The sequence below is a fragment of the Brevundimonas sp. DS20 genome (assembly GCF_001310255.1).
Taxonomy (GTDB): domain Bacteria; phylum Pseudomonadota; class Alphaproteobacteria; order Caulobacterales; family Caulobacteraceae; genus Brevundimonas; species Brevundimonas aurantiaca.
This window is the reverse complement of sequence record NZ_CP012897.1, coordinates 1,191,869-1,212,500: the sequence shown is the minus strand read 5'-3', so window position 1 is coordinate 1,212,500 and position 20,632 is coordinate 1,191,869. Positions and strand designations below refer to the sequence as shown.

Below are 20,632 nucleotides of genomic sequence, written 5' to 3'. Positions count from 1 at the left end.
ATCATTCACGCGGCATGGCTGCGTCAGGCTTTCGCCCATTGCGCAAGATTCCCCACTGCTGCCTCCCGTAGGAGTTTGGGCCGTGTCTCAGTCCCAATGTGGCTGATCATCCTCTCAGACCAGCTACTGATCGTCGCCTTGGTGAGCCTTTACCTCACCAACTAGCTAATCAGACGCGGGCCGCTCTAAAGGCGATAAATCTTTCCCCCGAAGGGCACATTCGGTATTAGCACAAGTTTCCCTGAGTTATTCCGAACCTAAAGGCACGTTCCCACGTGTTACTCACCCGTCCGCCACTAAGTCCGAAGACTTCGTTCGACTTGCATGTGTTAGGCCTGCCGCCAGCGTTCGCTCTGAGCCAGGATCAAACTCTCAGGTTGAGTTGACTTCTGACCTAAAGCACTAAGACCATCCCAAAGGACGTCTTGGCGTTAGTTCTACGTATTTGTTTGACGAGTTCCCACCCGTCGATCCTAAGACCGACGCATGGTATCTTTTCAAAAAGACCGCAGATAGTCAGTGTCGTATGATAGCCCCTAGGACTATCGCAAGGACACCGCCGCCTGCGTTTCTCTTTCCATATCAACAATGTCAAAGACCAGAACCGCCAAAGCGGCCCGACTTGTTTAGCGCCTCGTCGTCGGCGGAGGCGGCGATTTAGAGACCGCCGAACCTCATGTCAACCGCTCTTTTCAGAGATTTTGCAGATCCAAGACCAAGGCCTCAAAACCACAAAAAACCACCGCAAGGAAAACCAAGAGGCCTTCCTCTTAACCGTTCGGCGATTCGATTGGAGCGCGGAACCTATTGAAACCAACCCAGGAAAGCAAGAAGTTTTTCAACCCCTCAACTCCCCCAAAACTCCCGAAACCAAAGTCCCAAAAGCCTCAAAGGCCGGCCCGTCTCCGAGCGAGGCAGCCCTATACGGGCCACCCTCCTAACCCGCAACCAGATTCTGAAGGTTCGATGAAAAAACTGCCCAAGTGGCGGTCAACGAACGAGGACGCCTGACGGTTCCCGCCCCCGTCCCTCCGATATCGACTGAGCCTGACGCGGCCGCGTCGTTCGGGCGAGACGGGGGCGTCCGGTTCAGGCCGCGCGTTCGACAGGGGCGAAGGCGGCGAGATCGGCCGCATCGCCGGTGGTGGACAGGAGGCGAGGCAGGTCGATCAGGACGACGAAGCCGTCGTCGCGCCGCACCACGCCGGAGATGTAGTTCGAACGCCATTTGATCCCGATGTCGGGCGAGGGCTCGATCTGGTCGGCGGCGAAGCTCGTCACCTCGAACACCCGGTCGGCGACCAGGCCCAGGCTCAAGGTCCGGTCCTCCAGCGGGATGTCCAGGACCAGGATCCGGGTGTTCAGGGTCGGTTCGACCGGCGCCATCCCCAGGCGGATCCGCAGATCCGCCGTGGGAACGCCCTGGCCGCGCACGTCGGTCAGACCCATCAGATAGGCGGGACTGTTGGGGATGCGCGACGGGGGCTGATAGGTCAGGATCTCCCGCACCAGCCCGACCGGGGCGGCGAAGACCTCCTCGCCCAGGCCGAAGCTGACGTATTGACCTTCAGCCGCACCCGCTTTTTCCACGGGGCCGGACATCAGGCGCTCTCCCGGAAGTCCATGTCCTCGGCGTCGGCGCCGCCGCTGGTCAGGTCCAGGGCGAAGCCCTGGGCTCGGGCCTGCTGGGCGTGGACCGGGGATTTGGCCGAAGCCGGGGCCGACGTCGATCGGGCCGCGGAGCTGAGCACGGTGACCCTGGCGCCCGTCGCACGGTGGCGCGGCGAGGCTGAGGCGCGCGGCGCCGAACGCCCTTCGCCCGAGGCGTCGGTGCGGAAGAAGGCGATCGAGGTCTGAAGCTCTTCGGCCTGGGCCGCCAGTTCTTCCGAGGTCGCCGACATCTCTTCCGAGGCGCCCGCGTTCTGTTGCGTCACCTTGTCCAGCTGCTGGACCGCCTCATTGATCTGGTTGGCGCCGATGTCCTGTTCACGACAGGCGGCGGAGATTTCCGAGACCAGTTCGGCGGTCTTGCGGATGTCCGGCACCAGACGCTGCAGCATGTCGCCGGCTTCCTGAGCGGCCTTGACCGTGTCGCATGAGACGGTGCCGATTTCAGCGGCGGCCGTCTGGCTGCGTTCGGCCAGTTTACGCACTTCCGAAGCCACCACCGCGAAGCCCTTGCCGTGCTCCCCGGCGCGGGCGGCCTCGACCGCCGCGTTCAGGGCCAGCAGATCGGTCTGACGCGCGATCTCCTGCACGATGCCGATCTTGTCGGCGATGGTGCGCATGGCGTCCACCGCGCGGTTGACCGCCTCGCCGCTGGCCTCAGCGTCCTTGGCCGACTGGCGCGAGATCTTCTCGGTCTGGGCGGCGTTGTCGGCGTTCTGTTTGATGTTGGCTGCCATCTGCTCCATCGAAGAGGAGACCTGTTCCGCCGCCGCCGCCTGTTCTGTGGCGCCCTGGCTCATCTGTTCGGACGTCGAAGACAGTTCCTGGCTGCCGGACGACACATTGTCGGCGGCCGACAGGGCGTCGGACACCACGCCGCGCAGCCGTTCGATCATGGTGTTCAGATTGCCCAGCATGTCGCCGATCTCATCGCGGGTGGTGACGGCGACCGTCCTGGTCAGATCCCCCTCGGCCACGGCGCGGACCGCCTCATTGGCGCGATGCAGACCCCGCTTGATGATGAAGGACACCAGGGTGCAGCCGCCCAGGGCCACCAGAACCGCCGCCACGGCGGTGATGATCAGGCCGGTTCGGGCGTTTTCGAAGACGGTTGTGGTGGCCGCCTCGGCCTCCTTCATCTTCTCCCTGTCGATTTCAACGATGCGGTGGGTGGACTTCTCCAGTTCGGCCGCCAAGGTCCGGGCCTCGTTCAGCATCAGGGCGCCGGCGCCGGCCTTGTCGTTCGCCAGGGCCAGACGATGAACCTCGTTGCTGATCAGCTTGTACTGGGCCCAGGTGTCGGCCAGCTTGGTCCAGTCGCCCTTGGCCTCGGGCGAGGCGGCGGCGAGGGCCTGGTTCAGCTGATCTTCAAGGCGTCCTGCAGCCTGTTTCGCCTCTTCCGAAAAGGTCCGGACCTGTGCGGGGTCGGTCGCCAGCACCATGCCGCGTTCGCGCCGCACCACGCCGCCGAACTCGGCGTCCACACTCTGGGCGCGGCTCAGCTGCGCCGCCGGCCCCTCGATCAGTTCGGTGATGGATTGGTTTAACGTCCCCAGTCGGCTGATCGACAGGGCGACGATGCCGACGAGGGCCAGGATCAACAGGCCGAAGGTTACGGCCAGCTTGGCCTTTATGGTGAAACGCATGATCTCTCTCCGCAATGGCCGGTTAGGGGTGGGCGAGGGACGCGACCGGCCATGGGGCGTCCTGAAAATTGAAGAAGGGGCGAAGTGCGGTCAGGTCAGACCTCGCCGGGGGCGCGCAACGCCCCCTCTTGGTCGAAATAGTAACAGTCATCTCAGTCCCCTTCCGCAGCCTTAGCCACACAACCAGAAGCATCATTAGCTTGCATGGTTAAACCGGCTTCAACCCTGGGTTAGGGGGTTGTACTTAGCGCAGCAACTATACTGAAAACCGCGCAAAGAGGCTGGGCCGCGCCCTGATCGTGCAAGGCTAACCATGCAGCCCTGAGTGTTCGCCATAGACCCAGGCGGCGTAGGAACGGCCTTCGGCGGCGCCGACCGCCTCGCTCCTAGAGCCTGATCCGTTGAGGAGGAACCGCTTCGCGGTTCCGCTGAAACGGTGAATCAGGCTCCAGATTAAAGCGAGAGCATGATTCACGCTTCTGTCGGAACCGCGAAGCGGTTCCGTCCGAAACGATCATGCTCTTGCCGAGCGAAAGATGCCGCCGGACCAAAGACCGCAAACGTCAATAAGTCTGCGTCTGATTCTCATCAGTAATCCGATCATCGACCAAGGTCGTAATCCATTGCACAGAGACGCAAGGCATCTATTCTCAATGGTGACCAGGACTCGACCATCGAGAAGCGGGCCGGCGTCGAAGGAGGAGGAAAGCTGTTGGAAGATTCGCTGGCGAGCAGCGTCTTTGTCGGCGCGCCGATGGCGATCGTGGCCGTCGATCGGACCGGCCGTGTCCGCAACCATAATCCGGCGGCTCAACAGCTGTTCGGCGCCGTTTTGGACGATCCGTCCCTGAGCATCGACGCCCTGTTTGAAGGCTTTAATCTGGACGACGTCGCCACCCCCGAGGCGGCCCAGGCCTTCAATGGCCGCCGCGATCCGTCGGGCCAGGCCCCCATCTGGCAAGCGCGTCGCGCCGACGGCGAAGACGCCTTCGTCGAGATCCAGGCCACCCGCTTCACCCACAAGACCTGCGACTGCGCCACCCTGTTCATTCAGGACGTGTCCGCCCGGGTCGCCGCCGAGACCGCCGTCCAGGATCTGCGGCTTCAGATCATGTACAATTGGCGGCTGAACTCGCTGGGCGAAGTGGCCTCGATGGCGGCCCATGATCTGAGCCAACCCCTGTCCGCCGCCGCGAACTTTCTGGAGGCGGCCCGGCGGATGGCTGAGGCCCGGCCGGAGGCTGCGGACGACCTCCCTCAGGCGCTGATCGCCGCCAAGGGCCAGATCGACCGGGCGTCAGCCATCATTCGCCGCCTGCGCCAGATGATGCGTCACGAATCCGGTCCTCGGGTTCGGGAAAATGTGTCGGAGGTGGTCAAGGAAATCCTGCCGATCCTCAGGATGCACGTGGGCGGGACGAGGGCGGACATACAGGTGCGGCTGGACCCGGCGGATACGGCCTGGTGCGACCGCGTGCAGATTCAGCAGGTCCTGATCAATCTGATCCGCAATGCGCTCGACGCCCCGGAGAACGGCAAGCGCCGCTGGATTGAGATTACGGGCGGCCCGGTCGACGGCGGCTACCAGCTGTCGGTCGCCGACAACGGCCCCGGCGTCGCCCCTGACATGGCCGGCAAATTGTTCGAGCCCCTGGCCAGCAGCAAGCCCGGCGGCATGGGCCTGGGTTTGTCGATCTGCCGCACCCTGGTGGAGGCCCACGGCGGAACCCTCGCCCTGACGCCCAGCCCCTTGGGTGGGGCGGCCTTCGCCTTCAACCTGGCCGACGAGACCTTGACCGAAGCGCCCCGCCCCGCCGAATCGAACCGGAGCGATGACTTGCTCCTGCTGGCGCGCGCCTCCAGCGGCGGCGCTGCGGTGGTCAGCCGGGCGCCGATCGGCCCGGGCGCCGTGTTTTCACGCCTGAATTAGAACCGCCCGAAACGGCAAGCGGCTCGCCTCGGTTGCGCCTCAGCCGACGAAATGGGCGTGGAAGCCAGCCGGTCCCAACACCCACAGGTCGTAGCGTCCGCCGTCGGCCGACAGGTCCCAGGCGCCCGTCAACCGTCCGCCCGCCCCCACCGTGTAGCGCCGGGGCAGCCGATCCAGGTGCAACCGGTCATAGACATGGAAGACCGCGGCCAGATCCCCCTGCGACACGAAGGTGAGTTCCGCGCGCGCCGCCGCCGCATCGACGTCGCAATGGGCCTGAAGCCGATAGCGATGCGGCCGCATGGGCCTCTGGCCCGGCTCCTGCACCGGGCGCGCCGGCCGGACCGGAGCGGTCGGCGACGGCTGTTCGGGAATGGCGGCCGCCCGCGCCCGGACCTCTGCGGTCTCGGGCAGGCGATCGACGAAAGGCGTCTGGTTCGGCGTGGCGAAGTCGAAGGCGGTCGTCAGGTCGCTGCACACCGCCCGACGCCAGGGCGAGATGTTCGGCTCCATCACCCCGAAGCGACGCTCCAGAAACCGGATCACCGAGGTGTGGTCGGCCACCTCCGAATGGACGAAACCGCCGCGCGACCAGGGCGACAGCACATACATGGGCACCCGCGGCCCCAGGCCGTAGGGCCGCCCCCGGAACTGGGCCTCGTCCCCGTCGGCGCCGGGCGCCGGCAGGCGGTGGTATTCCCCCTCGGTCGAGACGGTGGAGGCGCCGGCGAAACCGCCGGGCGCATCGGCGTCGGGCGACGGCGGGGCGGGCGGCGGGACGTGGTCGAAGAAGCCGTCGTTCTCATCGAAGTTGATGAACAGCACCGTCCGCGCCCAGACGGCGGGATCGGCTGTCAGGGCGTCGATGACGCGAGACATATAGTCCGCCCCCTGGGCCGGGCTGGACGGGCCGGGGTGTTCGGACCCCTCGGCCGTGCCGATGATCCACGACACCTGCGGCAGGCGGCCGGCCAGGACGTCGGCCTTCAGCTGATCCAGGTCGCGGGTGGACAGGGCCCGTTCCTTCAGCGCCGGGTCCGAACCCGGCTCGCCACGCCAGGCGCGGCGATAGGCCATGAAGTTCTGGACCGGGTTGTCGCCGAAATTGTCGGCCAGATTCTGATAGTGGCGCCAGTCGATCCCCGCCGCCTGAAGCCGCTCGGCATAGGTGGTCCAGTCATAGCGGGGCTGGTCGGCGTCGGGCTTGTTCAGATCGTCGTCGACATTATCGATGACCGGGCCGCCGGCGCGGCCGTGCGGGTCGTTCGTCCCGCTGAACAGGAACAGGCGGTTGGTGTTGGTCCCCGTCTGCACCGAGCAGTGATAGGCGTCGCACAGGGTGAAGGCCTCGGCCATGGCGTATTGGAACGGGATGTCCTCACGCCGATAGTAGCCCAGGGCGCGCTGGGTCTTGGCCTCGGGCCAATGGGCCATACGCCCCTGGTCCCACGCCGCCTGGGCGTCGGGCCAGTGGTGGGGCGTCCCCTCCATCCGCATCAGGTCGAAGTCGGCGGTCGTCGCCAGGTGGAAGGGACCGACCTCGGCCGGGGGCTGGACCGTGCGGTCCACCTGGGTCCAGACGTCGCGCGGGGCGCCGTCGGCGCCGGGTGCGACGGGAATGGGATGGGGATCGCCAAAGCCCCGCACCCCGGCCAGGGCGCCGAAATAGTGGTCGAAGCTGCGGTTCTCCTGCATCAGGATCACCACATGGGCCACGTCCTCGATCGTGCCCTTGCGGACGTCGGCGGGGATGGACAGGGCCCGCGCCAGAGAGGCCGGAAGCCCCGCCGCCAAGACCGCGCCCAGGCCGCCTGCAAGGCCGCCCGCCAGAAGAGATCGCCGATCGACAGACATCAGATGTTTCCGAACAAGGCCCGCGCCGATCTTATGACCGGCGCGGGCGACAGGTTTGCGACGATGAGGGCGAACGCCTCAGTGACGCCAGGTCAGGCCCAGACCCAGCATGCGCGGGGCGGTCTGATAGCCGATGGTGTAGCGTTCCGACTTGCCGCGCGTGGCCCAGTATCCGGCCTCGCCCGTCAGGTTCTCGCCATAGGCGCTGAGCACCAGCTGGTCGGTCAGCTGGAAGCGGGCGCCGAAGTCCAGCGTCGCCTGGGGCTGGATGTATTCATCCAGCGCATTGGCGCGCAGGGTCGCGATGTAGCGGCCGCGATAGCTGTAGCCCAGGTCGGCGTCGAAGCGGTCGCGCTTGTAGCTCAGGCCGACGTTGCCTAGGACCTTGGGCGCATTCGGCAGCCCCACCTCGACGCCTTCGCGCCAGGCGATGCCGGGATCGGCCTTGCTGGGCTGGTAGGTGTAGTTGGCCCAGGCCGAGAAGCCGGCGATCAGGTCGCGGCGCCCCGCAAGCTCGACGCCCCAGATGGTGGCGTCCTTGCCGTTGGCCGAGGTGGTGATCGGCACGCCGTCGGCGCCGACCATCACCTGCGACCCCGCCGACTGGTAGATGAAGTTGTCGATCTCCTTGCGGAACAGGCCGGCGGACAGGAAGCCCTGGTCGCCGGCGTACTGGACGCCCAGATCGAAGTTCAGCGCCTCGGCCGGCTTCAGATCGGGGTTGCCCTTGGAGATGGAGACGATCCGCGGACCGTTGGACTCGATGTTGATCCTCTTGGAGATGTCGGTGAAGTTCGGACGGGCGAAGGAGGTCCAGACGGCGGCGCGCACGGTCCAGTCGGCGTTCGGGCGCCAATCGACGTGCAGGCTGGGCAGGACCTGGGTGTAGCTGGCCTCGGTGGTGCCGGCGGCGCCGCCGAACTCGCGTTTCACCTTCTTGGCGGCAGGGTCCTCGGTCGTGACCAGGGCCTCGTTGTGGATGTCGGTCCGCTCCACCCGCGCCCCGGCCGTGGCCGACCAGGCGCCCCGCTCCAGAACCGCCATGGCGTAGCCGCTGTAGCTGGTCTCGCGGCCCGAGGAGTCGTTCAGGTTCCAGGGGTATTCGTCGTCGGTCACGCGCGGCGCGGCCTGCAGCACGGCCAGGACGCGGTTCATCTCAAGGATCGTGCCGAAGCGCGTCAGGCCGCGGTAGTGGTCGTCGTCGAAATGGTCGATCGAACCGGCGATCAGGTCGCTGTGATCCGACAGGGGCGACCCGCGGGTCAGACCCGGAATCGCGCGCGTGCCGCTGTCGACGTCCTGCTGCTGATCATAGTCCCGTTGCGACCGGCGGAAGCGGAAGCCGCCCTTGACGGTCTTCAGCACGCCCTTGTCTTCCGGCGACCAGGCCAGGTTGACGGCGGCGTAGGCCTGAGAGTCTTCGGAGATCCGGCGATACAGTTCGGCGTAGTCGAATTTCAGATTGGCCGGGTTCAGCATGGCCGACGACTGGGCCTCGCTCATGATCCAGGTCGGATGTTTGCTGTCCGAGGCGTCGAAGCCGATCGGGGTGCTGTAGATCGGCAGGCTGTCGTCGGTGACATACTCCATATACCACTCGTTCGGCGTCTCGGTCCGGCCGTAGGTGTAGGCGACGTCGTAGTCCAGCTCGAAGGCGCTGCGGACGTGGCGGCCGCCCAGGTTCAGCACGCCCAGGCGGTTGTCCTCCTGCTTCAAGTCGGAACCCATCAGGGACGAGAAGCTGTTGATGGCGCCCTTGTCGTCCTGACCGGTCCTGACGTCGATATAGTCGTGCAGCTGATCGTTCTTCCACTGGGAGTACAGGCCGCGCAGGTGAAGTTCGTCATTCGACGTCGGGCGGTATTCCAGGGTGAAGTTGCCGCCGGTGCGGTCGATGTCGTTCACGAACCGGTCCAGGCCGTGCGAGACCAGCCGCAGGGGGGTGTCTTCCGACAGGACGGTGTCGCTATCCGGCAGGAGGCCGTCCGGACGCCAGCTGGTGTTGTAGCTGATGTTCTCGTTGCGCTCGCCCGTAATGGTCCGTTCGGTGTGGAAGACCACGCCGTAAAGGCCCAGGGTCCGGTCGGAATCGAGGAAGGTCGAGAAGGCGCCGGTCAGGTCGGTCGCCGTCTTGTCCGCGATGTTTTCCCGGCTGGCGCGGACCGAAAGGCTGGCCATGCCGTCGCCGAAGTCGAAGGGGCTGGGCAGGCGGAAGTCGATGGTGCCGCCGACCGCGTCGCCGTCCAGATCCGGGGTCACGCTCTTGACCACCCGCACCGTGTCCAGGCCGTCGGGCGGCAGCAGGTCCAGGGCCACGGCGCGGTTGTCGCGGCCCGAGGTCGCCAGGCGCACGCCGTTCATCGTGTAGACGTTCAGGGCGCTGTCCAGGCCGCGAATGCTGACGTAGCGGGCGTCGCCCGTGCCGCGGTCGTTGACGGTGCTGACGCCCGGCAGACGCTTCAGCGCCGCCGCCACGCTGGTGGACGGGATGGTCAGCAGCTCATCGGCGGAGATGACTTCCGAAACGATGTCGGCCTGGCGCTGCTCCGCCTCGGCGCGGCGGGTGGCGCTGCGCGAACCGGTCACGATGATGTCGGCGAGGTTGGCGGCGTCCGCCGTCCCGCCTTGGGCCGGCGCGGTTTGAGCCAAGGCGGCGGCGGGCAGGATCGCTGCGAGCGCTGCGCCGCACAGCAGGGCGCGCGCGCAAAAGCGCGTGTTTGAAAGAACCATGATGACATCCCCTGACGTTTGGACGGCGCTGAGCCGTCTTCGAACGATCTACGCCGGGCCTGTGACATCGATGTGAACTATTGTGGCATTTTGTGTTTTTGTGTGGATTTTGACGAAGGCAGGCGCCACATGTCACACGAGTTGCATGACCCAAGGCACGGCGTTGAATCAGTCCGCACGGCTCGAAGCCCTATTGTCCGCCCTGGCTGATCAGGGCGCCTGTTCGATCGCCGATCTGGCGACGGCCTTTGATGTGTCCGAGGAGACGATCCGCCGCGACATCCGACGGCTGGAGCAGGAAGGGGCGGTGCGAAAGGTGCACGGCGGCGTCCGCCTGCCTGATCGCCGCGCCGAGGCGCCGTGGCGGCAGAGACTGAACATCAACGCCGAGGCCAAGAAGCGGATCGCGGCCCGCGCGGCCGAGTTGGTCGAACCAGGCATGACCCTGCTGCTGGATTCCAGCACCACCGTCTTCTGGCTGGCGCGCCGGATCGCCTCCGTGCGCGATCTGACGGTCGTGACCAACAGTCTGGAGACGGCGGGCGAGCTGGCGGCCCTGTCGGACGCCCGGATCTTCCTGGCGGGCGGGGCGGTCAACCCCGCCTATCGGGCCAGTTTCGATGCGGACGCCGCCGCCTACGCCAACCGGTTCGTGCCGGACCTGGCCTTCTTCTCCATCGTCGCCGTGGACGCCGCGCACGGCTTTCTCGATCACGAGCCGGAAGAGGCGGCCTATGCCCGGGCGGTGCTGCCCAATGCGCGCAAGGCGGTCTGTCTGACGGACGCCTCCAAGTTCGGGGCGGCGGGCCGCGCCCAGGCGGCGGACTGGTCCCAGGTGGCCATGATCGTCACGGACCAGCCGCCCCCCGCCGCCGTCGCGGCTGCGGCGCGCGACGGCGGGGTCGAGGTGCGGATCGCCTGATCCGCACCGGCCGATCAGTCGATCGACATCACGATCCGGCCCTCGATCTGGCCCCTGTGCATCCGGGCGAAGATGTCGTTGATGTTGTCCAGGGGCTCCACGGCGATGGTGGACTTGACCTTGCCCTGGGCGGCGAAGTCCAGCGCCTCCTGAAGGTCCAGGCGGGTGCCGACGATAGAGCCGCGCACCGTGGTGCCGTTCAGCACCATGTCGAAGATCGACAGGGGGAAGTCGCCGGGCGGCAGTCCGTTCAGGGCGACCGTCGCCCCGCGCGCCGTCATGCCCAGGGCCTGTTCGAACGCCTTGGGCGAGACGGCGGTGACCAGCACCCCCTGGGCGCCGCCGTCGGTCTGACGCTTGATCTCGGCGGCGGGGTCGTCAGAGGTCTTGGCGTTGACCGTCACCGAGGCGCCCAGACGCCGCGCCAGGTCCAGCTTGGCGTCGTCGATGTCGACGGCCGCGACGTTCATCCCCATGGCCTTGGCGTACTGCACCGCCAGATGGCCCAGGCCGCCGACGCCCGAGATCACCACCCAGTCGCCGGGCTTGGTCTCCGTGACCTTCAGCCCCTTATAGACGGTGACGCCGGCGCAAAGGATCGGCGCGATCTCTTCAAAGCCGATGTTGTTCGGCAGATGGCCGACGTAGTTCGGGTCCGCCACCACATATTCGGCGAATCCGCCATTCACCGAATAGCCGGTGTTCTGCTGCTCGTGGCACAGGGTCTCCCAGCCGCCGAGGCAGTGTTTGCAATGGCCGCAGGCCGAATAGAGCCAGGGCACCCCGACGCGGTCGCCCTCCTTGACGTGTTTGACGCCGGCGCCGACGCCCGAGACGTAGCCGACGCCTTCGTGGCCCGGAATGAAGGGCGGATTGGGCTTGACCGGCCAGTCGCCCTCGGCGGCGTGCAGATCGGTGTGGCAGACGCCGCTGGCGACGACCTTCACCTGGATCATGCCGGGTCCGGGGGTGGGGATCGGCGCATCCTCGATCACCAGGGGCTTGCCGAATTCGCGCACGACGGCGGCCTTCATGGTTTTGGCCATGGTTCATCCTCGATCAGAAGGGGGAACGGGCGGACCGGAAGCAGGACACCGGCCCGCCCGCCTGGGAGCCGCTCTCCGGACAGACGGATCAGAGAGCGATCGGAGGATGGCCGATCCGGAGCCGGCCATCCTTGATGCAGATCAGAAGAAGCCCAGCTTGTTCGGGCTGTAGCTGACCAGAAGGTTCTTGGTCTGCTGATAGTGATCCAGCATCATCCGGTGGTTTTCACGGCCGATGCCCGACTTCTTGTAGCCGCCGAAGGCCGCGTGGGCCGGATACTGGTGATAGCAGTTGGTCCAGACCCGCCCGGCCTGGATGGCGCGGCCGGCGCGATAGGCGGTGTTCATGTCGCGCGACCACACCCCGGCGCCCAGGCCGTATTCGGTGTCGTTGGCGATCTCCATCGCCTCTTCGAAGGTCTTGAAGGTGGTCACGGCCAGGACGGGACCGAAGATTTCCTCCTGGAAGATCCGCATGTCGTTCGTGCCTTTGAACACCGTCGGCTTGACGTAGTAGCCGCCGGCCAGATCGTCCTGAAGCTGGGCCTGGTCGCCCCCGGTCAGGACCTGCGCGCCCTCTTCGCGGCCGATCTTCAGATAGCTCAGGATCTTCTTCAGCTGCTGGTCCGACGCCTGGGCGCCGATCATGGTCGCAGGGTCCAGCGGATCGCCCTGGACGATGGCCTCGACCCGGGCGATCGCCTTCTCGATGAAGGCCTCATAGATGTCTTCGTGGATCAGGGCGCGGCTGGGGCAGGTGCAGACCTCGCCCTGGTTCAGGGCGAACATCGCAAAGCCTTCCAGCGCCTTGTCCAGGAAGGCGTCGTCGGCGTCCATCACGTCCTTGAAGAAGATGTTCGGCGACTTGCCGCCCAGCTCCAGCGTCACCGGAATGATGTTCCGGGTCGCATATTCCATGATCTTCTGGCCGACGGCGGTCGAGCCGGTGAAGGCGATCTTGGCGATGCGCGGATTGGTGGCCAGCGGTTCGCCCACCTCGGCGCCCGTGCCGGAGACGATGTTCAGCACGCCGGCGGGCAAGAGATCCTGGATCAGTTCGATGACGACCAGGATGGAGGCCGGGGTCTGTTCCGCCGGCTTCATGACGATGCAGTTGCCCGCCGCCAGGGCCGGCGCGATCTTCCAGGCGGCCATCAGGATCGGGAAGTTCCACGGGATGATCTGACCGACCACGCCCAGCGGTTCATGGAAGTGATAGGCGACCGTATCGTGGTCCAGTTCCGAGATCCCGCCTTCCTGGGCGCGGATGCAGCCGGCGAAATAGCGGAAGTGGTCGATCGCCAGCGGAATGTCGGCGGCCAGGGTCTCGCGCACCGGCTTGCCGTTGTCCCAGGTCTCGGCCTCGGCGACGGCCTGGAGGTTGGCTTCGATCCGGTCGGCGATCTTGTTCAGGATCACGGCGCGTTCGGCGACGCTGGTCTTGCCCCAGGCGTCCTTCGCCGCGTGGGCGGCGTCCAGGGCCAGCTCGACGTCGGCCGCGTCCGAGCGTGCGACCTCGCACAGGACGCGGCCGTTCACCGGGGAGGTGTTCTCGAAATACCGGCCGTTGACGGGGGCGACCCAGCGGCCGCCGATGAAGTTGTCATAGCGCGTCTTGAACTTGGGCGTCACGGCGCGGGCGAATTCGGGCTTGGTCACGAGTGCGTCTCCTTGCGGTTTCCTCGGGCGCCGACTGTCCGGCGTCGTTTGAGGCAAACTCGGTCCGCAGGGCGCGCGGCGCCAGAAGCCCGTTTCATGATGCGGCGCAAACCTGTCGCAGATCTGCGACAGATCACAGGAGGCTGTTACTGGGCGTCGTTCAGACCCAGGCGATGCAGCTTGCGGTGCAGGGTGGCGCGGCTGATGCCCAACAGGCGGGCGGCGGCCGAGACATTGCCCCCGCTGCGCGCCAGGGCCCGGCGCACCGCGCCCCGTTCCGCCTCCAACAGGTCCGCCTCGGCCGCGCCGGGCGTCAGAAGGTCCGAGGCCGGCAGTTGGGCGGCGATCCGTTCGTCGGTGATCGACAGGGACAGGCGCGCCGCCCGCGTCGCCCCGATCACCAGATCGTCGCGATCCACGGCCAGCAGGGCCGCCGCATTCCGTTCGCCCGCGCTTCCGGCCAGGACGATGCGGGCGTCGCAGAAGGTCTGACGGAAGGCCTGGGCCTCGATCGACCGGGCGGCGTCGGCCACGGCGGCCGAGATCAGACCCAGTATGGCCTCGGTCGCATCCGCCCGGCAGGACGAGACGTCCAGCGCCCCCGCCAGCCGGCCGAAGGGGTCGTGGATCGGATGGGTGACGCAGCTCAGGCCGGTGTTGCGGGCGTGGAAATGCTGGTCGCGGTGGATGGTGACGGGGCGGTGTTCGGCCAGGGCCGTGCCGATGCCGTTGGTGCCCTCATGCGCCTCGGACCAGACCGCGCCCGGCCACAGGCCCCAGCGATGAAAGGTCTCGTCGTCCGCCGCCGCTCCGCGCCGCTCCACCGGCACCCCCTCGGCATTGGTCAGCAGGACGCAGCAGCCGACCCCGCCGACCGCCAGAAACAGCCGGTCCAGCACCCCCTCGGCCGCGCGGGTCATCGGCTCCATCGCCTGACGGGCGTCCTGCAGCGCCTGTTCAGAGATCGTCTCCACAGCCCCGGCCCGCACCGGATCGAGGCCGTAGAGGGTGATGGACCGACGCCAGGAGGCCGCCAGGGCGGAGCGCGCGCCGGCGCCCTCGTCCAGCGCCTGCTGGATCAGGCTGGCGTGATCGGTCTGGGACCGCAGGCTCATGGACGACCTCCGAAAGATCGACAGTCCCCGGATCAGACGCCTGCAAAGCCTCCGCGTCAATCCGACCTTGGTCCCCCTCCCCCGCCTCGTCGCCCGGTCAGCCCAGGTTGGAAAGACGACATTGGGAACCGGCTGCTGATCCCCGGCCTTGTCTCCGCATCGCAGGAGACCCGAATGTCCATCATCGACAAGGCCTTGGCCGCCGTAACCCCCCAACCCGGCCAAGAGGCCCGCGCCGAAGCCACAGCCCAGGCGCGCGCGGCCGCCGCGCCCGGCGACTGGCTGTCGCTGGTTCTGGACCATCACGACGAAATCCGCGACGCCTTCGCCCGCGGACGCCAGGTGAAGTCGGCGGCCGACCGCCAGGCGGCCCTCAAGGCCCTGGCCCTGGTGCTGAACGGCCATTCGATCGCCGAGGAGCTGGTCCTGTACCCCGCCCTGGGACAGGCCGGCGAGAAGATGCACGCCGCCCACGCCTATCTGGAACAGACCACCGCCAAGGCGCAGATGGCCGAGCTGGAGAACATCGCCCCTTCCGACACCGCCTGGCGGGACAAGTGGGAGCATATCGAAGGCGCCGTCCTGACCCATATGTATGAGGAGGAGAAGGGCTGGTTCATCACCCTGAAGCAGAAGGGCGAGCACCAGGCGCGGCTGACCGACCGCTATTGCGAGGAATATGAACGCTACACCGGCGCCCCGGCGCGTCAGGCCGCCTGAGCCGATGAGCGACCGCAACCACAGCCGCGAATCGGCCGCCTCGGGTCTGGCCCAGGGCGGGCTGGGCGGGCCGGAGGATCAGCTGCTGGAGGCCGGACAGGAGGAGGTCTTCGCCCGCGAAGAGGTCGAGACGGGGCGGATCGAACACCACTCCAACACCCAGACCCCGCCCGACGCCGAGGAGATCGAACCCTCCTCTCCGAACGCCGGAAGCGGCGCGGCAGGCGCGGCCTGACCATGGCCGAGGGTCTGCGCGAGGCCGTGCCGGAGAATGCGGTGCATCTGTGCATCGACATGCAGCGGATGTTCGTCGAGGAGACGGCGTGGCGACTGGACTGGGCCGAGCGGGTCATGCCCCAGATCGTGCGCCTGTGCGAACGCCGGCCCGAACGGACGGCCTTCACCCGCTTCATCCCCGCCGCCCGACCGGGAGAAGGGCGGGGGGCCTGGCGCCGCTACTGGACGCGCTGGGCCTCCATGACCCTGGAGCGAATCGACCCCGGCCTGGTCGATCTGGCCCTGCCGCTTCAGCGGTTCGTCCCGCCCGGCCGGCTGATCGACAAACACGTCTATTCGCCCTGGGTCGGCTCGGACCTGGACGCGGTCCTGAGCCGCAGCGGGGTGGATACGCTGATCGTCACCGGGGGCGAGACCGACGTCTGCGTTCTGGCGACCGTCCTGGCGGCGGTCGATCTGGGCTATCGGGTCGTGATCGCCCAGGACGCGGTCTGCAGCTCGGCCGACGGGCCCCATGACGATCTCCTGCGCCTCTATCACGACCGCTTCTCGCAGCAGATCGAGACGGCGACGGTCGACGAGATCCTGGACGGCTGGCGCTGACAGGCGGACCGGTCAGGGGCCGGTCCGCCCTCTTCGTCAGGCGATGCCCGCCCCGCCCGTGACGCCATAGACCTCGCCGGTGACGTAGCTGGCCTCCTGGGACGCCAGAAGCACATAGACGGGCGCGATCTCGACCGGCTGGCCGGGCCGGCCGTAGACGCTCTGTTCGCCGAAGTGGACCACCTTCTCCATCGGCTGGCCGCCCGAGGGCTGAAGCACGGTCCAGAAGGGGCCGGGCGCCACGGCGTTGACGCGAATTCCCTTCTCCAGCAGCTGTTTGGACAGGGCCTTGGTGTAGGCGACGATCCCCGCCTTGGTGGTCGCATAGTCCAGCAGAATGGCCGAGGGCTCATAGGCCTGGATCGAGGCGGTGGTGATCACCGCCGCCCCGGCCGGCAGGTGGGGGACCGCCGCCTGGACGATCCAGTGCAGGGCGTAGAGATTGGTCTTCATCGTCCGGTCGAAATCCTCGGTCGAGACCTCGCCGACGCTCTCGCGGTACTGCTGGCGACCGGCGTTGACCACCAGAATGTCCAGCCCGCCCAGACCCTCGACCGCCTGGGACACCAGATCGCGGCACCAGGCCTCGTCGGTCACGTCGCCGGGCAGGCGGACGGCCTTGCGCCCTTCGGCCTCGATCAGCTGCGCCACCTCGGCGGCGTCCTTCTCTTCGGACGGCAGATAGGACAGGGCGACGTCCGCCCCTTCGCGGGCGTAGGCGATGGCGGCGGCCCGGCCGATGCCGGAATCGCCCCCGGTGATCAGGGCCTTGCGCCCAGCCAAGCGGCCCGAGCCCTTGTAGCTGGTCTCCCCATGGTCCGGTTTCGGGTCCATCTCCACCGCCAGGCCCGGCGCCGGCTGGGGCTGCTCGGGGAAGGGCGGGCGGGGGTATTGGTCGCGGGGGTCCTGCATCGTCAAACGATCGGCCATGACGTCTCCTCTCGGCTGGGTCGCGTGAACAACACGAGGCTCCCGCGCCCGTTCCGATCAAAAGCCGTCACAGAGCCCAGCGCGGACAACTGACGAAGCCCGCGTAACGCCGATCTGTGGTTGCGAAACGCAAGAAGCGGATTTTTAAGGTTTTTTCGAAATAACTGCTCAGGTCGGCCTGACAGTCGTCGCAAATGAAAGTTGAGCGGACGACGCCATGACGATTCTGAGCCGCAACAACGTCGCCGTCACGGGTCACACGGGTCCGGTTCTTCTGTTCTCGCACGGCTTCGGCTGCGACCAGGGCATGTGGAGATCGGTCGCCGATCGGTTCGACGGCGTGGCCCGCATCGTCCTGTTCGACCATGTCGGCGCCGGCGCCTCGGACAGCGCCTGTTTCGATCCCGAACGTCACGCCGATCTGGGCGGCTACGCCGACGACCTGATCGAGGTGATCGAGGCGGTCGGCCTGGGTCCGGTCGTCTTCATCGGCCATTCGGTGGGCGCCAGCATCGGCGTCATCGCCGCCGTCCGGCGACCCGACCTGTTCCAGTCCCTGGCCCTGGTGTGCGGTTCGCCCCGCTATACGGACGCCGAAGGCTACCGCGGCGGTTTCGCCCCGGCTGACATCGCCGATCTGCTGGCCCTGATGGACAAGAACATCGCCGAATGGACGACGGCCGTGGCGCCCGCGATCCTCGGGCCGTCAGCGGCTCAGGGCCAGGCCGACTGGAGCGCCAGCGTGTGCCGGGTCGATCCCGACATCGCCCGCCATTTCGCCCGCACCACCTTCCACGCCGACGACCGCGACGCCTTTGCGGCCCTGGCTCTCCCCACCCTGTTGCTGGACAGCCGCGACGACGCCGTGGCGCCGACCTTCGTCGGGGATTGGATGGAGCGCCACATCCCCCAGGCGCGCCGGGTCGTCCTGCCGACCGAGGGCCACTGTCCCCATATGACCGAACCCGATCTGGTCGAGGCGGCCCTGCGTCGCCATCTGGACCTGCCGCCGCTGGACCTGGCGGCCTAGATGCAAAGTCCGTCCGTCCTGCTGGATCTGTTGAGCCAGGCGCCGGGCGGCCTGGGCCTGGTCGATCCCCATGGTCGGTTGCTGTGGCTGAACGACTATCTGGCCGACCTGCTGGACCTGCACGCCGGAGACCAGGCCGAGGATCGCCGTCTGGTCGATCATCTGACGCCCGCCAGCCGGATCATGGTTCAGACGCGGCTTCGTCAGGAGCTGGCGATGGGCGGGCGGCTGGAGGAGCTGGCCCTGGATGTGCTCGCCTCCAACGGCGATCGGATTCCGGTCATGGTCAGCGCCGCCCAGACCCAGGGGACCGAAGGGCCGCTGATTCAACTGTGCGTCTCGCGCGCGCCCGTTCGTCGCGCCTATGAGGCTGCGGCGCCCCTGGCCGAAAAGCGCGCCGAGGCGGAACGCCGGTCCGCCCGCGACGTCATCTCCGCCTTCGTGCGCCATTGCCCTGTGCCCTTGATCATGACGGATGCCGACCTGGTGGCGACCGGCGTCAGCCAGGCCTGGGAAAAGACCTACGGCCGACCGGCGCAGGACATGGTCGGACAGAGGGTGGACTCGCCGGCCAGGGCGCGCCCGGCCCAGATCGATTGGCCCAAGGTCTACGCCCGCGCCCTCGCCGGAGAGGCGATGAGCAGCGAGGGGCCCGTCCGCTCGGCCCTTGTCGACATGTGGTTCGAATGGGCGGTCATACCCTGGCGCGACGCCGAAGGGGCGATCGGCGGCCTGCTGCTGATGAATTTCGACGTCTCCGCCCTGGTCCGCGCGCGCGACGCCGCCGCCGCCGCCGACGCGGCCAAGTCGCGCTTCCTGGCCAATCTGAGCCATGAACTGCGCACGCCGCTGAACAGCGTCCTGGCGCCGCTGGAACTGCTGCGCGGACACGCCCTGCCCGAGGCGGCCCACAAGGCGCTGGAGACCGTGGCCCAGGCCGGGGCCGAGGTGACGCGCCGCATCACCACCCTGCTGGACTTCTCGCAGCTGGAAGGCGGAGGCTTCACGCCCCAGTCGTCGCCCCTGTCGGTGCGGACCCTGTGCGACGAGGTGCTGACGGAATGCGCCGACCTGATCGGCGACCGGCCGATCGTCCTGAGCGGCCCGGACGCGGGCGCCGACGTCCAGGTTTCGGCCGACGGCGACGCCCTGAAGCGCATCCTGATCCAGCTGGTCGCCAATGGGGTGAAGTTCACCGAGACCGGCGCAGTTTCTCTGGATGTCCAATACGAAGACGACGCCCTGGTCTTCACCGTCGCCGACACCGGCTGCGGTTTCGACATCGACAGTTTCGACGCCCTCGTCCGCCCCTTCCATCAGCGCGACGTCACTGCGACACGGAAACACGGCGGCATGGGTCTGGGCCTGGCTCTGGCCGACGGCCTGGCCCGCGCCGTTGGCGGCGAACTGACCGCCCAGAGCACGATCGGCGTCGGCAGCCGCGTGACCTTGCGCGCGCCGGCGGTTCTGCTGTCGACGCCCGGGGGCAGGTCCGCCGCGACCGATGCGGAGCCCGCCGCCCTCCGCATCTTGGCCGTGGACGACAATCCCGCCAATCTGGCGGTGCTGAACGCGGTTCTGGCCGCTACGGGCGCGGAAGTCACCTGCGCCGAGAACGGGCTGGAAGCGGTCGAACTGAGCCGGTCGATGGATTTCGACCTGGTGCTGATGGACGTTCAGATGCCGGTGATGGACGGTTTGACGGCGATGCGGACGATCCGGGCCGAACACCCCTGTCCGCCCCCGATGATCGTCGTCAGCGCCAACGTCTCTCGCCCCGAGGTCGCCGAGGCGCGGGCGGCCGGCGCGGTCGAGGTGCTGGGCAAGCCCGTCGGCGCCGCCGTGCTGTTGCAGACCGTCGGCGCCGTCCTTCAGGCGGCGGCGGAACAGGCGTGGAGAGCCGCCTGAACGGCTACTCCCCCCGCTCGGCCTTCAGCAGGAAATAGGGCAGCAAGCCGGCGACCACCTGGCGGCTGGCCTCCTCGTCCTGATCCAGCATGTCGCGCAGAGGCGGGCCGATCAGGGCCTCGCCGAAGGCGCTGAGCGCAATGAACAGAACCGCCGACGACAGCTGTTTGGGCGAGGTGGTCAGGGGATCGCCCAGCTTGTCGCGGATCGCCTCGACCAGACCGTTCACCGCCGCCCGCACCGGTTCCAGATGGGTCAGGTCGCCCTTCAGCACGATCCAGGCGGCCAGCTTGCCCGCCCCGCCTTCCGCAAAGGCGTCGAAGACGGCGTTGATCAGCTCCAGCGGCGCCCCCTCGTCGGTGCGCAGCCGGGCGATGGCGGCGTCCAGGGCGTTCGACAGATCCGCCACCATCGACCCCATCAGGGCCGACTGCAGCCCCTCGGCCGAACCGAAATGGTGGATCAGATTGGCGTGGGTCATGCCCAGGTCGTCGGCGACGGCCTTCAGGGTGACCGAGTCCGGCCCGCCCGCCAAAAGGCGCGCGCGCGCGCAGGCCAGAACCTCCAGCCGGGCTTCTTCAGGGGTGCGACGACGGCGACGAACGCGCTCTATTGACATTTTTGTTAGTTACAG

General features: G+C 67.4%; 16 protein-coding genes and 1 rRNA gene (1 of these 17 only partly in view). 7 read left to right on the top strand and 10 right to left on the bottom strand.

Annotated elements, in window-relative coordinates; all coding sequences use genetic code 11:
* From JL11_RS05850 to JL11_RS05840, 3 genes are all read right to left on the bottom strand, one after another.
* Window positions 1–380 (bottom strand): 16S ribosomal RNA (locus JL11_RS05850); it reaches 1,081 nt to the left of the window's first position.
* 709 nt (window positions 381–1,089) lie between these two features.
* A complete protein-coding gene (locus JL11_RS05845) occupies window positions 1,090–1,602 on the bottom strand; it encodes a chemotaxis protein CheW (protein ID WP_054764834.1) in 513 nt (170 codons plus the stop codon).
* Window positions 1,602–3,314, bottom strand: coding sequence for a methyl-accepting chemotaxis protein (locus JL11_RS05840; RefSeq protein WP_054764833.1), 1,713 nt, complete (start codon window positions 3,312–3,314; stop codon window positions 1,602–1,604). Before JL11_RS05840 ends, JL11_RS05845 begins: the two co-directional genes overlap by 1 nt.
* 712 nt (window positions 3,315–4,026) lie before the next feature.
* Here JL11_RS05840 and JL11_RS05835 point away from each other — a divergent pair.
* Entirely contained in the window at window positions 4,027–5,244 is a 1,218-nt protein-coding gene (locus JL11_RS05835; protein ID WP_054764832.1) for a sensor histidine kinase, read from the top strand.
* 39 nt (window positions 5,245–5,283) lie between these two features.
* On the opposite strand, the gene JL11_RS05830 is transcribed toward JL11_RS05835, so the two are convergent.
* Window positions 5,284–7,101 (bottom strand): phosphocholine-specific phospholipase C, encoded by a 1,818-nt coding sequence (locus JL11_RS05830; protein WP_442853664.1) that lies wholly within the window; start codon window positions 7,099–7,101, stop codon window positions 5,284–5,286.
* Window positions 7,102–7,176: 75 nt separating this feature from the next.
* Complete coding sequence (locus JL11_RS05825) at window positions 7,177–9,828, bottom strand: TonB-dependent receptor (RefSeq protein WP_054764830.1); 2,652 nt, start codon at window positions 9,826–9,828, stop codon at window positions 7,177–7,179.
* A 145-nt stretch (window positions 9,829–9,973) separates the two neighbouring features.
* Here JL11_RS05825 and JL11_RS05820 point away from each other — a divergent pair, with 145 nt between their 5' ends.
* Window positions 9,974–10,750 carry a DeoR/GlpR family DNA-binding transcription regulator gene (locus tag JL11_RS05820; RefSeq protein WP_054764829.1) on the top strand — a complete coding sequence of 259 codons (777 nt, stop codon included), beginning with the start codon at window positions 9,974–9,976 and terminating at the stop codon, window positions 10,748–10,750.
* A gap of 14 nt (window positions 10,751–10,764) precedes the next feature.
* On the opposite strand, the gene adhP is transcribed toward JL11_RS05820, so the two are convergent.
* The 3 genes from adhP to JL11_RS05805 form a co-directional block, all read right to left on the bottom strand.
* Window positions 10,765–11,796, bottom strand: coding sequence for an alcohol dehydrogenase AdhP (gene adhP / locus JL11_RS05815; protein WP_054764828.1), 1,032 nt, complete (start codon window positions 11,794–11,796; stop codon window positions 10,765–10,767).
* 141 nt (window positions 11,797–11,937) lie between these two features.
* Window positions 11,938–13,455 (bottom strand): acetaldehyde dehydrogenase ExaC, encoded by a 1,518-nt coding sequence (gene exaC, locus JL11_RS05810; protein ID WP_054764827.1) that lies wholly within the window; start codon window positions 13,453–13,455, stop codon window positions 11,938–11,940.
* Between the two features lie 146 nt (window positions 13,456–13,601).
* Window positions 13,602–14,570, bottom strand: a complete 969-nt coding sequence (locus JL11_RS05805) for a GAF domain-containing protein (protein WP_054764826.1) — start codon at window positions 14,568–14,570, stop codon at window positions 13,602–13,604.
* 174 nt (window positions 14,571–14,744) lie between these two features.
* Between JL11_RS05805 and JL11_RS05800 the strand changes: the two genes are divergently transcribed.
* From JL11_RS05800 to JL11_RS05790, 3 genes are read left to right on the top strand one after another with little or no spacing between them, the layout of a single operon-like run.
* Window positions 14,745–15,290 carry a hemerythrin domain-containing protein gene (locus tag JL11_RS05800; RefSeq protein ID WP_054764825.1) on the top strand — a complete coding sequence of 182 codons (546 nt, stop codon included), beginning with the start codon at window positions 14,745–14,747 and terminating at the stop codon, window positions 15,288–15,290.
* Window positions 15,291–15,294: 4 nt separating this feature from the next.
* A complete protein-coding gene (locus JL11_RS05795) occupies window positions 15,295–15,525 on the top strand; it encodes a hypothetical protein (RefSeq protein ID WP_054764824.1) in 231 nt (76 codons plus the stop codon).
* 2 nt (window positions 15,526–15,527) lie between these two features.
* Window positions 15,528–16,130, top strand: a complete 603-nt coding sequence (locus JL11_RS05790; protein WP_054764823.1) for a cysteine hydrolase family protein — start codon at window positions 15,528–15,530, stop codon at window positions 16,128–16,130.
* Window positions 16,131–16,166: 36 nt separating this feature from the next.
* On the opposite strand, the gene JL11_RS05785 is transcribed toward JL11_RS05790, so the two are convergent.
* Window positions 16,167–17,060: an SDR family oxidoreductase gene (locus tag JL11_RS05785; protein WP_054764822.1), complete on the bottom strand. Its 894-nt coding sequence runs from the start codon at window positions 17,058–17,060 to the stop codon at window positions 16,167–16,169.
* A gap of 217 nt (window positions 17,061–17,277) precedes the next feature.
* Here JL11_RS05785 and JL11_RS05780 point away from each other — a divergent pair, with 217 nt between their 5' ends.
* Together JL11_RS05780 and JL11_RS05775 are read left to right on the top strand one after the other, a co-directional pair.
* Window positions 17,278–18,090, top strand: a complete 813-nt coding sequence (locus JL11_RS05780) for an alpha/beta fold hydrolase (protein WP_054764821.1) — start codon at window positions 17,278–17,280, stop codon at window positions 18,088–18,090.
* Window positions 18,091–19,998 carry a PAS domain-containing sensor histidine kinase gene (locus tag JL11_RS05775; RefSeq protein ID WP_054764820.1) on the top strand — a complete coding sequence of 636 codons (1,908 nt, stop codon included), beginning with the start codon at window positions 18,091–18,093 and terminating at the stop codon, window positions 19,996–19,998. It begins immediately after the preceding gene.
* A gap of 4 nt (window positions 19,999–20,002) precedes the next feature.
* On the opposite strand, the gene JL11_RS05770 is transcribed toward JL11_RS05775, so the two are convergent.
* Window positions 20,003–20,617: a TetR/AcrR family transcriptional regulator gene (locus JL11_RS05770; RefSeq protein WP_054764819.1), complete on the bottom strand. Its 615-nt coding sequence runs from the start codon at window positions 20,615–20,617 to the stop codon at window positions 20,003–20,005.
* Between the last annotated feature and the right edge of the window lie 15 nt (window positions 20,618–20,632).